The organism is Pseudomonas fluorescens (genome assembly GCF_902498195.1).
In the GTDB taxonomy this organism is placed as follows: Bacteria; Pseudomonadota; Gammaproteobacteria; order Pseudomonadales; family Pseudomonadaceae; genus Aquipseudomonas; species Aquipseudomonas fluorescens_BU.
Window position 1 is genome coordinate 915,148 of sequence record NZ_CABVIY010000002.1, and the last position, 14,504, is coordinate 929,651.

At 60.6% G+C, this 14,504-nt stretch carries 18 protein-coding genes; 17 read left to right on the top strand and 1 reads right to left on the bottom strand.

Annotated features, from left to right (window positions below; all coding sequences use genetic code 11):
* Positions 1–73: 73 nt before the first annotated feature.
* Positions 74–652 carry a Maf family protein gene (locus F8N66_RS09745; RefSeq protein ID WP_150769956.1) on the bottom strand — a complete coding sequence of 193 codons (579 nt, stop codon included), beginning with the start codon at positions 650–652 and terminating at the stop codon, positions 74–76.
* Positions 653–758: 106 nt separating this feature from the next.
* On the opposite strand from F8N66_RS09745, the gene F8N66_RS09750 reads away from it, so the two are divergent.
* From F8N66_RS09750 to F8N66_RS09830, 17 genes are all read left to right on the top strand, one after another.
* Positions 759–1,286, top strand: coding sequence for a YceD family protein (locus tag F8N66_RS09750; protein ID WP_007942001.1), 528 nt, complete (start codon positions 759–761; stop codon positions 1,284–1,286).
* 13 nt (positions 1,287–1,299) lie between these two features.
* The gene (gene rpmF / locus F8N66_RS09755) at positions 1,300–1,482 is read left to right on the top strand and encodes a 50S ribosomal protein L32 (RefSeq protein WP_003179396.1); all 183 of its coding nucleotides are present in this window, start codon (positions 1,300–1,302) and stop codon (positions 1,480–1,482) included.
* 4 nt (positions 1,483–1,486) lie between these two features.
* Positions 1,487–2,497, top strand: coding sequence for a phosphate acyltransferase PlsX (plsX, locus tag F8N66_RS09760; RefSeq protein ID WP_150769957.1), 1,011 nt, complete (start codon positions 1,487–1,489; stop codon positions 2,495–2,497).
* A gap of 126 nt (positions 2,498–2,623) precedes the next feature.
* Positions 2,624–3,562, top strand: coding sequence for an ACP S-malonyltransferase (fabD, locus tag F8N66_RS09765; RefSeq protein WP_150769958.1), 939 nt, complete (start codon positions 2,624–2,626; stop codon positions 3,560–3,562).
* A 16-nt stretch (positions 3,563–3,578) separates the two neighbouring features.
* Positions 3,579–4,322: a 3-oxoacyl-ACP reductase FabG gene (fabG, locus tag F8N66_RS09770; protein ID WP_007942004.1), complete on the top strand. Its 744-nt coding sequence runs from the start codon at positions 3,579–3,581 to the stop codon at positions 4,320–4,322.
* Between the two features lie 192 nt (positions 4,323–4,514).
* Positions 4,515–4,751: an acyl carrier protein gene (gene acpP, locus F8N66_RS09775; RefSeq protein WP_007987170.1), complete on the top strand. Its 237-nt coding sequence runs from the start codon at positions 4,515–4,517 to the stop codon at positions 4,749–4,751.
* 108 nt (positions 4,752–4,859) lie between these two features.
* Positions 4,860–6,104 carry a beta-ketoacyl-ACP synthase II gene (gene fabF, locus F8N66_RS09780; RefSeq protein ID WP_150769959.1) on the top strand — a complete coding sequence of 415 codons (1,245 nt, stop codon included), beginning with the start codon at positions 4,860–4,862 and terminating at the stop codon, positions 6,102–6,104.
* The gene (pabC, locus tag F8N66_RS09785) at positions 6,104–6,919 is read left to right on the top strand and encodes an aminodeoxychorismate lyase (RefSeq protein ID WP_150769960.1); all 816 of its coding nucleotides are present in this window, start codon (positions 6,104–6,106) and stop codon (positions 6,917–6,919) included. Before fabF ends, pabC begins: the two co-directional genes overlap by 1 nt.
* 3 nt (positions 6,920–6,922) lie before the next feature.
* Complete coding sequence (gene mltG, locus F8N66_RS09790) at positions 6,923–8,179, top strand: endolytic transglycosylase MltG (RefSeq protein ID WP_150769961.1); 1,257 nt, start codon at positions 6,923–6,925, stop codon at positions 8,177–8,179.
* A 19-nt stretch (positions 8,180–8,198) separates the two neighbouring features.
* Positions 8,199–8,831: a dTMP kinase gene (gene tmk / locus F8N66_RS09795; protein ID WP_150769962.1), complete on the top strand. Its 633-nt coding sequence runs from the start codon at positions 8,199–8,201 to the stop codon at positions 8,829–8,831.
* Positions 8,824–9,810 carry a DNA polymerase III subunit delta' gene (locus F8N66_RS09800; RefSeq protein WP_150769963.1) on the top strand — a complete coding sequence of 329 codons (987 nt, stop codon included), beginning with the start codon at positions 8,824–8,826 and terminating at the stop codon, positions 9,808–9,810. Before tmk ends, F8N66_RS09800 begins: the two co-directional genes overlap by 8 nt.
* A 55-nt stretch (positions 9,811–9,865) precedes the next feature.
* Positions 9,866–10,222 carry a PilZ domain-containing protein gene (locus F8N66_RS09805; RefSeq protein WP_150769964.1) on the top strand — a complete coding sequence of 119 codons (357 nt, stop codon included), beginning with the start codon at positions 9,866–9,868 and terminating at the stop codon, positions 10,220–10,222.
* Between the two features lie 13 nt (positions 10,223–10,235).
* Positions 10,236–11,021, top strand: coding sequence for a TatD family hydrolase (locus F8N66_RS09810; RefSeq protein ID WP_150769965.1), 786 nt, complete (start codon positions 10,236–10,238; stop codon positions 11,019–11,021).
* 342 nt (positions 11,022–11,363) lie between these two features.
* Positions 11,364–12,002 (top strand): TetR/AcrR family transcriptional regulator, encoded by a 639-nt coding sequence (locus F8N66_RS09815; protein WP_034149949.1) that lies wholly within the window; start codon positions 11,364–11,366, stop codon positions 12,000–12,002.
* A 138-nt stretch (positions 12,003–12,140) separates the two neighbouring features.
* Entirely contained in the window at positions 12,141–13,109 is a 969-nt protein-coding gene (locus tag F8N66_RS09820; protein WP_150769966.1) for a GTP 3',8-cyclase MoaA, read from the top strand.
* 169 nt (positions 13,110–13,278) lie between these two features.
* Entirely contained in the window at positions 13,279–13,887 is a 609-nt protein-coding gene (locus F8N66_RS09825; protein ID WP_150769967.1) for a DUF4823 domain-containing protein, read from the top strand.
* A 15-nt stretch (positions 13,888–13,902) separates the two neighbouring features.
* Complete coding sequence (locus F8N66_RS09830) at positions 13,903–14,463, top strand: DUF1285 domain-containing protein (protein ID WP_150769968.1); 561 nt, start codon at positions 13,903–13,905, stop codon at positions 14,461–14,463.
* Positions 14,464–14,504 lie beyond the last annotated feature (41 nt).

Sequence of the window (14,504 nt, forward strand, 5' to 3'; positions counted from 1 at the left end):
CGCAGCCTTCGGCAGTTCCTACAGGAAGACATGAATCCTCGTAGGAGCTGCCGCAGGCTGCGATCTTTTGCTTTCAGGGAATCTGCGCGCCTTCCGTCAGTAGCATGTCCACCAGGCGAATCAGTGGCAGGCCGACGAGGCTGGTCGCATCAGGGCCTTCGGTGCCCTGAAACAGGCTCACACCCAGGCCTTCAGCCTTGAAGCTGCCAGCGCAGTCGTAGGGTTGTTCTGCGTGCAGGTAGCGTTCGATGCGTGCGGTGTCGAGCGTGCGCATGTGTACGGTGAAGGGGATGCAGTCGACCTGGCAATGGCCGGTCTGGCTGTTGAGCAGGGCCAGCCCCGTGAGGAACGTCACGCTGGTGCCGCTGGCGGCCAGCAGCTGTTCGCGGGCTTTTTCGAAGGTGTGTGGCTTGCCGATGATCCGGTCGCCGAGCACGGCGACCTGGTCAGAGCCGATGATCAGGTGGGCGCCATGGCGGGTCGCCAGCGCCCGCGCTTTTTGTTCGGCGAGGCGTTTTACCAGATCAACGGCACTCTCGCCTGGGCGATGGCTTTCGTCGATATCCGGCGAGCTGCAGGTGAACGGCAGTTGCAGGCGGGCCAGCAATTCCCGGCGATAAACCGAGCTGGAAGCGAGTAATAAAGGCAGCATGTGTATCTCCGTCAGGCAGGTGCGGATTCTAGCGGAGGCTTGCAAGTGACGGACAGGGCTGAATTTCCTTTGACAAGGGCGGGTGCATCCCTATAATGCTGCGCCTATGTTGAATGACCCGATTCCACCTCACGTTGACCCGCGCAAATTGGCTGATCGTGGCACCACCCTTCAAGGTGAAATGCTGCTGGCCGATTTGGAGAGACTCTGCGACCCGCTTTCCGACAATGTCGGTACGGTGCAGGCTAAATTCGTTTTTGAACGAGATGAACGTAAATCTGTGGTGATCCACAGCTTTATCGACACTGAAGTCAAAATGGTTTGCCAGCGTTGTCTTGAGCTGGTCACCCTGCCGATCCATAGCGAATGCAGTTATGCTGTGGTGAAGGAGGGTGCGAATACCCAGTCGTTGCCGAAAGGTTATGACGTGCTGGAACTGGGCGAAGATCCATTGGATCTGCAGTCACTGATCGAGGAGGAGCTTCTGCTCGCCTTGCCCATTGTGCCTGCTCATCATCCGGAAGAATGCCAGCAGCCGGCGGGAGCAGATGAGCCCGAACCGAGCGAGGACGAGGTAACGCGGTCCAACCCGTTCAGTGTATTGGCGCAGTTAAAGCGTGACCCAAACGTTTAGGAGTTAATCAATTATGGCTGTTCAGCAGAACAAAAAATCCCGCTCTGCCCGTGACATGCGCCGTTCGCACGACGCTCTCGAGGCTAGCACCCTGTCTGTAGAAAAAACCACCGGTGAAGTTCACCTGCGTCACCACGTATCGCCAGAAGGCGTATACCGTGGCCGTAAAGTGATCGACAAGGGCGCTGACGAGTAATCACTTGTCCGCTCAAGTCATCGCGATTGACGCAATGGGCGGGGACTTCGGTCCCCGCAGCATTGTCCAGGCCAGCCTCGCTTGCCTGTCTGCTACGCCCTCGCTGTACCTGACCCTCGTCGGTCAACCCTCCCTCCTTGAAGAATTGATCGCTGGCCAATCGGCTGTGGATCGCGCGCGCCTGTCGATTGTCCCGGCGTCCGAAGTCATCGCCATGGACGAAAAACCGGCCCATGCCCTGCGCGGCAAACCTGATTCGTCGATGCGCGTGGCGCTCGAACTGTTGCGTGACGGCAAGGTCCAGGCGTGTGTCAGTGCCGGCAATACCGGGGCGCTGATGGCGTTATCGCGATTTGTCCTCAAGACGTTGCCGGGTATTGATCGGCCGGCCATGGTCGCGGCGATTCCGACGCAGAAAGGTTACTGCCAGTTGCTTGACCTGGGCGCCAATGTCGATTGCAGCGCGGAGCACCTGTTGCAGTTTGCGGTAATGGGCTCGGTCGCCGCAGAAACCCTGGGGATCGTGCGCCCGCGCGTGGCCTTGTTGAACATCGGCACCGAAGACATCAAGGGCAACCAGCAGGTCAAGCTGGCTGCAACCTTGCTGCAACGTGCCCGTGGTATCAACTACATCGGTTTCGTCGAAGGCGACGGCTTGTACCGTGGCGAGGCGGATGTGGTGGTGTGTGACGGCTTTGTCGGCAACATCCTGCTCAAGTCCAGCGAGGGGCTCGCCACCATGATCGCCGGGCGTATCGAGGCGCTGTTCAAGAAAAGCCTGCCGTCGCGTATGGTCGGCGCATTGGCCTTGCCGCTGATGAAGCGCCTGCAAGCCGACCTGGCCCCGGCCCGGCATAACGGTGCCAGCTTCCTCGGGTTGCAGGGTATTGTGGTGAAGAGTCATGGTTCTGCGGGGGTCCAGGGGTTTCAGAGTGCAATTTCCCGTGCCTTGATCGAGATTCAGGAAAACCTGCCGGAACGCATACACGGTCGTCTCGAGGATTTGTTGCTTTAGGCGTTTTCGTCGGACAATGCTTAAATGTGACCGCTCAGTTCAATTGGCCATCCAACTGTCAGTTTCTTGCGTCCCCCCGAGCGGGACGTCAATTCTCCGACGACAAGATCATTAGGGGCTTGTTACATGTCTGCTTCCCTCGCATTCGTCTTTCCGGGACAGGGTTCGCAGTCCCTCGGCATGCTGGCCGAGTTGGGCGCGCAACATCCGGTTGTCCTCGAAACATTCAAAGAAGCTTCCGATGCCCTGGGTTACGACCTGTGGGCGCTGACCCAGCAAGGGCCGGAAGAGCAACTCAATCAAACCGATAAAACCCAACCGGCCATTCTGACCGCCTCGATCGCCTTGTGGCGCCTGTGGCTGGCGCAAGGCGGCGCGCGTCCGGCGTATGTTGCCGGTCACAGCCTGGGTGAATACAGCGCGTTGGTCGCGGCGGGTAGTCTGAGCCTGGGCGACGCCGTGAAGCTGGTGGAAACCCGCGGCAAGCTGATGCAGGAAGCCGTACCGGCTGGGCAGGGCGGCATGGCTGCGATCCTGGGGCTGGACGATGCCGATGTGCTGGCAGCCTGTGCCGAAGCGGCGCAAGGCGAAGTGGTCAGCGCGGTCAACTTCAACTCCCCGGGTCAGGTGGTGATCGCCGGTGCCAAGGCGGCGGTCGAGCGTGCCATCGAAGGCTGCAAGGCGCGTGGTGCCAAGCGCGCCATGCCGCTGCCGGTCAGCGTGCCGTCTCACTGCGAGCTGATGCGTCCGGCCGCCGAGCGATTCGCCGAATCGATCGCCGCGATCGACTGGCAGTCCCCACAGATTCCTGTGGTGCAGAACGTCAGCGCCGAGGTGCCGGCTGATCTGGAAACCCTCAAGCGTGATCTGCTTGAGCAGCTCTACAAGCCTGTACGCTGGGTCGAGTCGGTCCAGGCGCTGGCCGCCAAAGGCGCGACCCAACTGGTCGAATGCGGGCCTGGCAAAGTGCTGGCCGGTCTGAACAAACGCTGCGCCGAGGGCGTGTCGACTTCCAACCTCAATACCCCAGACGCTTTCGCTGCCGCCCGTGCAGCGCTGGCCTGAATCAGGAGAAACTTGCATGAGTCTGCAAGGTAAAGTTGCACTGGTCACCGGTGCAAGCCGTGGCATTGGCCAGGCTATCGCCCTGGAATTGGGTCGTCAGGGCGCCATCGTCGTTGGCACCGCGACCTCCGCTTCAGGGGCCGAGCGCATTGCCGCCACCCTGAAGGAAAACGGTATTCAGGGCACCGGCCTGGAGCTCAACGTCACCAGCGACGAGTCCGTGGCGGCTGTCCTGGCGAGCATTCAGGAGCAGTTCGGTGCGCCGGCGATCCTGGTCAACAATGCCGGTATCACCCGCGATAACCTGATGATGCGCATGAAAGACGACGAGTGGCATGACGTTGTCGATACCAACCTGAACAGTCTGTTCCGCCTGTCCAAGGGCGTTTTGCGCGGCATGACCAAAGCCCGCTGGGGACGAATTATCAGTATTGGTTCGGTTGTGGGTGCCATGGGCAACGCAGGCCAAGTAAACTACGCTGCCGCCAAGGCCGGCCTGGAAGGTTTCAGCCGCGCACTGGCGCGTGAAGTCGGTTCGCGTTCGATTACGGTAAACTCGGTAGCCCCAGGGTTCATCGATACCGATATGACCCGCGAACTGCCCGAGGCACAGCGTGAAGCCTTGCAGACGCAGATTCCGCTGGGTCGTCTGGGGCAAGCTCAAGAGATCGCGTCTGTGGTCGCTTTTCTTGCGTCCGACGGTGCGGCTTACGTGACTGGGGCTACAATCCCGGTGAACGGCGGGATGTACATGAGTTAAATGTGACGGATTGCTTCAAAAAAATGTCATACGAGCTGTCTAAAATCCGTTATAAAGCTGCAATCTATTTATAGGCAGAGGGTCACCGGGTTTGAGGAGTGAAGCTTTTCAGTTGAAAAGCTGAAAAGTCTTTCTATACACTTACCCACTGGCCAGCTGCCTGAATTTGTCCATTAGGAGTGAAAACAAGGTATGAGCACCATCGAAGAGCGCGTCAAGAAAATCGTTGCCGAGCAACTGGGCGTTAAAGAAGAAGAAGTGGTCAACACTGCTTCCTTCGTTGAAGACCTGGGTGCTGACTCCCTTGACACCGTTGAGCTGGTGATGGCTCTGGAAGAGGAATTCGAGACCGAAATCCCTGACGAAGAAGCTGAGAAGATCACTACTGTACAAGCTGCAATCGACTACGTTACTGCCCACCAGGCGTAATAGTTTGTAATCGTTGCTTGCTGTCATGGAAAAACCGCACTGCCATCATGGCGTGCGGTTTTTTCTTTAGGCCTGATGCAAAGTCGTCATTAGAAAAAGGAGAGTGCTGTGTCGCGTAGACGCGTCGTAGTCACCGGTATGGGTATGTTGTCGCCACTGGGCACGGATGTGCCAAGCAGCTGGCAGGGCATTCTGGCTGGCCGCAGTGGCATTGGTCTGATCGAACACACCGACCTTTCTGCCTATTCCACCCGTTTTGGCGGCTCGGTAAAGGGCTTCAATGTCGAGGAATACCTGTCGGTCAAGGAAGCCCGCAAGCTCGACCTGTTCATTCAGTACGGTCTGGCCGCAGGTTTTCAGGCAGTGTGCAACGCCGGCCTGGAAGTCACCGACGCCAACCGCGAGCGCATCGGCGTCGCCATGGGCTCGGGCATTGGCGGGCTGACCAATATCGAAGAAACCAGCCGCACGCTGCACGAGACCGGTCCACGACGGATTTCTCCGTTCTTCGTCCCCGGCTCGATCATCAATATGATTTCCGGTTTCCTGTCCATCCACCTGGGTGCACAGGGGCCTAACTACGCCATCGCGACAGCTTGTACCACCGGTACCCACTGCATCGGCATGGCTGCCCGCAACATCATGTACGACGAAGCGGACGTGATGATTGCCGGCGGCGCCGAGATGGCGGCCTGCGGCCTGGGCATGGGCGGCTTCGGTGCCTCCCGTGCGCTGTCGACCCGCAACGACGAGCCGACTCGCGCCAGCCGTCCATGGGACAAGGGCCGTGACGGCTTCGTGCTGTCCGATGGCGCCGGTGCGCTGGTGCTCGAAGAACTGGAGCACGCCAAGGCGCGCGGCGCGACCATCTATGCCGAGCTGATCGGCTTCGGTACCAGTGGCGATGCCTACCACATGACGTCGCCGCCCGCCGACGGCGCAGGTGCTGCACGTTGCATCACCAACGCCTTGCGCGACGCGAAGATCAATGGCGATCAGGTGCAATACGTCAACGCCCACGGCACGTCGACCCCGGCCGGCGACCTCGCTGAAGCCAATGCGATCAAGTCGGTGTTCGGCGAACACGCCTACAAGCTGGCCGTCAGTTCGACCAAGTCCATGACCGGTCACCTGCTGGGTGCGGCCGGTGCGGTCGAGGCGATTTTCAGCGTCCTGGCGATCAACAGCCAGGTCGCGCCGCCGACCATCAACCTCGATGAGCCGGACGAAGGCTGCGACCTCGATTTCGTGCCGCACACTGCGCGCAACATGGACATCGATGTGGTCCTGTCCAACTCCTTCGGTTTTGGCGGTACCAACGGCTCGCTGGTGTTCCGCCGGTTCGCAGGTTGATGGACACCTGGGTCGATGGTCAGCCGGCAGACGCACTGTCGCTGAAGGATCGCGGCCTGGCGTACGGCGATGGGCTGTTCGAGACCATCGCCGTGCATGATGGCTTTCCGGTCTTGCTGGATCGTCATCTGGTGCGGCTGGCCAAGGGCTGCCGGCGGTTGGCGATCAATCTGGATCAGGGGGTTGTGGTCGCCGAAGTGTTGACCTATGCCGAGCAACTGAACGAAGGTGTGCTCAAGCTGATCGTGACCCGCGGCGACAGCCTGCGCGGTTACGCTTTTGATCCTTCGGCCCCGGCCCGGCGCATCCTGTCGGGCAACCCTCCCGCGGTTTATCCGAGCGCCCATGCAGAGCAGGGCATTCGCCTGTTCCCGTGCACCACGCGACTTTCCTTCCAGCCCCTTCTCGCAGGTCTCAAGCACTTGAACCGTCTTGAGCAGGTGATGGCGCGCGCCGAATGGCAGGACACCGAACATGCCGAAGGCTTGATGCTCGATCAGGCCGGTCGCGTGATCGAGGGCGTTTTCAGCAACCTGTTCCTGGTGCGTGACGGCGTATTGACCACAGCGGATTTGAGCTGCTGCGGCGTTGAAGGTGTGATGCGTGCCGAACTATTGTCCCAGGCCGAATCGTTGGGCATCCCCCTGCACATCACCGATATCACGCTCGAGCAGCTGCAAGGCGCTGACGAAGTCTTTGTCTGCAACAGCGTCTATGGCGTTTGGCCGGTGAATGCCTATGCCGCACTGAGCTGGCCGGTTGGGCCGCTCACCCGTAAACTCCAAACCATTGCCCGCGCGCTACTGGATGCTTGATACGTGAGACGTAAATTCTTGCTGCTGCTGGAAACCGGACTGGTTCTGGCAGGGCTGATGTTGGGCGCTTCGGCCTGGAAAATTCACTCGGCGCTCGTGCAGCCGCTGAATATCACCCAGGAAGAACTGCTGGAGGTGCCAAAGGGCACCACACCCAACCGTACTTTCCTGCGCCTTGAAGCCGATGGCCTGATCAAGGACGCTTTCTGGTTGCGCGTCTATTGGCGCTTCAACCTGCCTAAACAACCCCTGCACAGCGGTGAATACCGCATGCTGCCCGGCATGACCGTCGAAGGCCTGATCGAGCTGTGGAAACGCGGGGAAATGGTCCAGTACAGCGTGACCCTGGTCGAGGGCTGGAACTTCCATCAGGTCCGCGCCGCCCTGGCCCGAGAGGAAAAGCTGGACCACACCCTGGAAGGGTTGAGCGACAGCCAGGTCATGGACAAGCTCGGCCATGCCGGGGTTTTCCCTGAAGGGCGCTTCTTCCCCGACACCTACCGCTTCGTGCGGGGCATGACCGATGCCGAACTGTTGAGGACAGCCTATGATCGCCTCGATGAAGTGCTGTCGAAAGAGTGGAGCCAGCGTGCGGCCGACGTGCCGTACACCGAACCGTATCAAGCCCTGATCATGGCCTCGCTGGTGGAGAAGGAAACCGGTGTGCCACAGGAGCGCGGGCAGATTGCCGGCGTCTTCGTGCGGCGCATGGCGATCGGCATGCTGTTGCAGACCGATCCGACGGTGATCTATGGCCTGGGCGATCGATACAGCGGCAAATTGACCCGCGCCCATCTCAAGGAACCGACGCCCTATAACACCTACGTGATTGCCGGCCTGCCGCCGACCCCGATTGCGATGGTGGGCCGCGAAGCGATCCATGCGGCGTTGAATCCGGTGGCGGGCAACAGCCTGTACTTCGTGGCGCGTGGTGATGGCAGTCACGTGTTCTCCGACGACCTGGACGCTCACAACAACGCCGTGCGAGAGTTCCAGCTCAAGCGACGCGCCGATTATCGCTCCAGCCCGGCGCCGGTCGGCGCGCCCGAAGCTTCGCCAGCGCCGGCTGCGGAGTCACAGGCCGCCGACGCTCAAGCGCCGCAGACGCAGGCTGTACAGGATGAGGCGCCGATCCCGGCCGCTTCGCCGAACACCGCGCCCGAGGCTCTGCCGCCGGTGCAGCCGCAAGAACCCGCACCTGAACCTGCGCCCGCCACCGCGCCCGAGCCGGATGCAAACGCACCGCAAAGCCCGCAATGACTCTGATTAAGGACTGCCTGTGACTGGCTTGTTTATTACGCTGGAAGGCCCGGAAGGCGCTGGCAAGAGTACTAATCGCGAATACCTGGCCGAGCGCCTGCGCGCCGCCGGTATTGAAGTGGTGCTGACCCGCGAACCGGGTGGCACGCCACTGGCCGAGCGCATCCGAGAGGTGCTGTTGGCACCCGTCGACGAAGTGATGAACCCGGATACCGAGTTGCTCTTGGTGTTCGCCGCGCGCGCCCAGCACCTGGCCGAAGTGATTCGCCCGGCATTGGCTCGCGGTGCGGTGGTGCTGTGCGATCGCTTCACCGATTCCACTTATGCCTATCAGGGCGGCGGCCGCGGCTTGTCACTGGAGCGAATCGCGACCCTGGAAACCTTTGTCCAGGGAGACCTGCGCCCGGACCTGACGCTGATTTTCGACCTGCCGGTTGAGGTGGGGCTGGCCCGCGCCAGCGCCCGTGGGCGCCTGGATCGTTTCGAGCTGGAAGGCCGGACCTTTTTCGATGCCGTGCGCAGTGCCTTCCTCCAGCGCGCAGCGGCGGAGCCGGCGCGTTATGTGCTGGTCAACGCGGCGCAACCGCTGGCGCAGGTCCAGCAATCCCTGGATGACCTGTTGCCGCGCCTGCTGGGGTTGACCCGTGGCTGAAGCCTATCCCTGGCAGGACAGCCTCTGGCAGCAGCTGGCCGGTCGCAAGCAGCACGCTCACGCCTATCTGCTGCATGGTCCGGCGGGAATCGGCAAGCGGGCCCTGGCCGAGCGATTGATGGCCAGCCTGCTGTGCCAGCGCCCGACCGCACAGGATGCCTGCGGCGAATGCAAATCCTGCCTGTTGCTCAAGGCCGGCAGCCACCCTGATAACTACATTCTGGAGCCGGAAGAGGCCGACAAGGCGATCAAGGTGGACCAGGTCCGGGATCTGGTCGGCTTCGTGGCCCAGACCGCACAGCTGGGTGGCCGCAAGGTGGTGTTGATCGAGCCGGTCGAGTCGATGAACATCAACGCCGCCAACGCCTTGCTCAAAAGTCTGGAAGAGCCCTCTGGCGACACGGTGCTGCTGCTGGTCAGCCACCAGCCCAGTCGTCTGTTGCCGACCATCAAGAGCCGTTGCGTGCAACAGGCTTGTCCGCTGCCGAGCGAGGCCATGAGCCTGGCCTGGCTGGCGCAATCCTTGCCCGACTGCTCGGAAGAAGAACGCATCGAACTGCTGACTTTGGCCGCCGGGTCGCCCTTGGCCGCCGTCAATCTGCAGGCCCAGGGCGTGCGCGAACAACGCGCGCAGGTGGTCGAGGGCGTGAAGAAGCTGCTCAAGCAACAACAATCGCCGACGCAGCTGGCCGAAGGTTGGAATGCGATTCCCCTGTTGCTGCTGTTCGACTGGTTCTGCGATTGGTCGAGCCTGATCCTTCGCTACCAGCTGACCCAGGATGAAGCAGGGTTGGGGCTGACGGACATGCGCAAGGTCGTTCAATACCTGGCGCAGAAAACCGCGCAGGACAAGGTGCTCGATATCCAGGACTGGATCCTCGCCCAGCGCCAGAAAGTCTTGAGCAAAGCCAACCTCAACCGGGTGTTGCTGCTGGAGGCACTTTTGGTGCAATGGGCATCGTTGCCTATCCAGAGGTGAGTGTCTGCGCCTAGACTCTGCTGGTCATCAGAAGCGCTCAGCAGTGGAGTTCCGCATGAATGAATCTGTCAGTCCGGGGCCGCGCAACGGTATTTTGTCGCTGACCATCAAGGACAAGTCCGTGCTTTACGCGGCCTACATGCCGTTCATCAAGAACGGCGGCCTGTTCATCCCGACCAACAAGAGCTACAAGTTGGGCGACGAAGTGTTCATGCTGCTGCACCTGTTCGACGAGCCAGAAAAGATCCCCGTGGCCGGCAAGGTCACCTGGGTCACCCCCAAGGGCGCCCAGGGCAACCGCGCGGCCGGGGTCGGCGTACAGTTCAACGACGGCGACAACACCGCGCGCAGTCGAATCGAAACCCATTTGGCCGGAGCCCATAAATCCGACCGTCCCACTCACACGATGTAAGTTGCAGCCCTTTATGCTCGTAGATTCCCATTGCCACCTCGACCGCCTCGACCTCGCCGCCCATGACGGCTCACTGGATGCTGCCCTCGATGCGGCTCGCCTGCGCGGGGTCGGGCACTTTCTGTGTATCGGTGTGAGCGTCGACAACGCTGCCGAGGTCAAGGCCCTGGCCGAGCGCTATGACGATGTCGATTGCTCGGTCGGCGTGCACCCGCTGGATGTACAACCGGGTGCGGCACCGGCGCTGGACTGGCTGCTGCAGGAGCTCAATCACCCACGCGTGGTGGCGATCGGCGAAACCGGCCTGGACTATCACTACGAGCCGGAAGCGGCGCAGTTGCAGCAGCAATCCTTCAAGTTGCACCTGCAAGCCGCGCAGCAGACCGGCAAGCCGGTGATCATCCATACCCGGGGTGCCCGCGCCGACACCTTGAACCTGCTGCGTGAGGCGGCGCTACCCCAGGCGGGCGTGTTGCATTGCTTCACGGAAGACTGGGACATGGCCAAGGCCGCACTGGACATGGGTTATTACATTTCCCTGTCCGGGATCGTCACGTTCCGCAATGCCGATGCGTTGCGTGATGTGGCGAGCAAGGTGCCGGCCGATCGTTTGCTGGTGGAAACGGACTCGCCGTACCTGGCGCCGATCCCCCATCGTGGCAAGCCAAACCTGCCGCAGTACGTACGTGAGGTGGCGGAATTTCTGGCAATGTTGCGGGGTGAGTCCTACGACCGGTTTGCCGAGCAGACGACGCAGAACTTCAAGCGCCTGTTCCCGCTGGCGCATGTGAAAGGTTAAATCGCAGGCAAAAAAAACCCGGGTTCTGGGGGGTGAATCCGGGTTAAGACCATTAGGAGTAAAACAATGGCACGCGGTCCGTTGGTACCAATATCGGCGTGACACTTGGGGGAGATGTACCGCCGACAGTTGAAGTATTGATCAGTATTTCTCCGAGTCCAGTTTGTCGGGCACGGTTTTTAAACAAATTTGGAATACGGGCGCTTCAGAAGAGTTCTCATCAACGGCCGAGCCTGCCGGAAATACTCACGAAACACATATATGGTCGGATGATCCGTGCATTTTTGCGTAATTTAGGCATAATACGCGGCTTCGAATTTTGACCCCTACAGACCTTTTCTTATGCATAAAGAACCTCGTAAGGTCCGTGAGTTTCGTCGCCGCGAGCAAGAAATTCTCGATACCGCGCTCAAGCTGTTCCTCGAACAAGGTGAAGACAGTGTCACCGTCGAGATGATTGCTGATGCCGTCGGTATCGGCAAAGGCACAATCTACAAGCACTTCAAGTCCAAGGCCGAGATCTACCTGCGTCTGATGCTCGACTACGAGCGCGATTTGAACGAGCTGCTGCACTCGGCCGACGTCGACAAGGACAAGGAAGCCCTGTCCCGCGCTTATTTCGAATTCCGCATGCGCGATCCGCAACGTTATCGCTTGTTCGATCGCTTGGAAGAAAAGGTGGTCAAGGGCAATCAAGTGCCGGAGATGATCGAAGAGCTGCACAAGATTCGCGCCTCGAACTTCGAACGCCTGACCCTGCTGATCAAGGGCCGGATCAGCGAAGGCAAGCTTGAAGACGTGCCGCCTTACTTCCACTACTGCGCGTCCTGGGCGCTGGTGCACGGTGCCGTGGCGCTGTATCACTCGCCATTCTGGAGCAATGTGCTGGAAGATCAGGAAGGTTTCTTCCAGTTCCTGATGGACATCGGCGTGCGCATGGGCAACAAGCGCAAGCGCGATACCGACACCCCGAGCAGCTGAATCATTCAGCAGCCTGATTGCGCCATTAATTCGCTATTGGGCGCAGTACCGCAGGAATATACTCAGGCATGGGACTTGCTAAAACTTGATTTGTGAGTCAAGTTTTAGCGGTCCGAATATTCTTCCGCCGGAGTGATCATGATCGTTGACCGTCAAGGCAGGCGTTTTCGCAATTTGCGGGTCAGCCTGACCTCCGCCTGCAACTACGCCTGTACTTACTGCGTGCCCAACGGCAAGCGGCTGGTGGCTGCGCAGGATGAGTTGTCGGCCGAAGCCATGGCGCGCGGCGTGGCCTATCTGATCGAAGCGGCGGGTATCGAGCGTTTACGCATCACCGGTGGCGAACCGCTGGTGAGCCCGAAGCTCGAAACCTTCATGACCGCAGTCGGGCAGATGGGCCTGGACGACATCAGCCTGACCACCAACGGTCAATTGCTGGCGAAAAAGCTGCCGCTGCTGGTGGACGCCGGCATCCGGCGCATCAACGTTTCCCTCGATACCCTGGACGCCAGTGCCTTTCGCGGCATCGCCCGTGGCGGCGACCTGGCAACCGTGCTCGACGGCATGGAACAGGCCCGGGCGGCCGGCCTCAAAATCAAGGTCAACATGGTGCCGCTGCGCGGTCAGAACCTCGACCAGGTCATGCCGCTGCTCGACTACTGCCTGGAACGCGGCTATGAGCTGCGCTTTATCGAGCTGATGCGCATGGGCCACCTGGCCAGTGACTCCAACGCCTTCCTGCAACAGTTCGTCAGCCTGCAGCAGTTGCTGAGCCTGATCGGTGAGCATTACGAGTACCTGCAGGCCGATGCGCCGGTGGATGCGACGGCGGTGCGCTACGCGATCCCGGGGTTGGGGCATTTTGGCGTGATCGCCAATGAAAGCGTGCCTTTCTGCCGTACCTGTTCACGGTTGCGCCTGTCCTCCACGGGCTGGCTGCACGGCTGCCTGTCGTCGAGTAACCGGCACTACGTCGGCGACTTGCTGGACAAGCCGCGTCATCAAGCCTTGCCGGCATTGCAGAGGCTGTTGGTGAAAGCCTTGGGTGACAAGCAGGAAGTGGCGTTCTCGGGTGGTGCGACCGTCATGAAAATCATCGGCGGCTGATCCGGCCTTTTCGCGGGCAAGCCTGCTCCCACAGGGTTTGCGCAATTCCTTGTGGGAGCGGGCTTGACCGCGAAGAGGTCAGTTCAGGCACCGCTGAACACGAGCTGGCGCAAAAGCTGCATCCCACGACCATTCGCCGGTTTTCCGACACCGGCCTCTGGAGGATAGGATGCGTAGCCTGGTTTTGCTGCTGGCCGTTTTGGCGCTCGGTGGCTGCATGAATGTCAGCGATATGGCCGAAGGGACTCGCTACCATATGAGCGACGCGGGCCTGCTGGATCACAGCGACAGCCGCCGCGTGAACAACCTGCGCATTCAGCCGGACTCGTTCGTCTACATTGCCCAGGGCGCCTTCGTACCGCCGGGCAGCGCCGTTTACCCACGCCCCAACGTCATCGCCGAAGTCGCCTTCGACGGCTTTGTCGAATACTTCCCGATGGTCCGCCGCGCGCGCACCCCGGAAGGTCTTGACCAGGCCATGGGCGAAGCCCGTGCAGCCGGTGCCCATTACCTGCTCTATACCCGCTTCGCCAAGTCCGATGACCGTATCGGCAACTCCGATGAATGGCTGGATCAAGAGGCCGTGGATCGCCTTGGCATCGATTCCGGCGTGATTCAGATCATGTTGATCGAGACCAGCACCCAGTATTTGATTGATACTGCACGTATCAAGAGTCGTGGCGGTTTACTGACGTTCCACGACGAAAAACCAGAAGACCTGATGGGCCCGCCGCTTGAGCAATATGCTCGCAGCCTGTTGGGGCTCAGCGACCAGTAATCCAAGGAGATCGCCATGAGTGGCCCGCAAAAAGCCAACGACCTGCTGGGGCAAATCCCCAAGACCCAAGGCTTGCCCCCGGTCCACCTGTGGAACCCCGATTTCTGCGGCGACATCGACATGCGCATCGCCCGCGACGGCACCTGGTATTACCTGGGCACGCCGATCGGGCGCAAGCCGATGGTCAAGCTGTTCTCCACCATCATTCGCCGCGACGGCGATGATTACTTCCTCATCACCCCGGTCGAGAAAGTCGGCATCAAGGTCGACGACGCGCCCTTCGTGGCGATTGCGCTGGAAGTGGAAGGCGAGGGCGAGAATCAAATCCTGCGTTTCACCACCAGCGTCGACGAGACCGCCGAGGCCGGTGCCGAGCACCCGATTCGCGTGATGATCGATCCCGACACCCAAGAGCCCGCGCCCTACGTGCATGTGCGCACCAACCTCGAAGCGCTGATCCATCGCAATGTGTTTTATCAACTGGTGGAGTTGGCGGTGAGCCGGGAGATCGACGGGCAGCGCTGGCTCGGCGTGTGGAGCGGCGGCGAGTTCTTCCGCATCGGTCTCGAGCCCTGACCGATGACCCTTGTGGGAGCGGGCTTGCTCGCGAAGTGGGT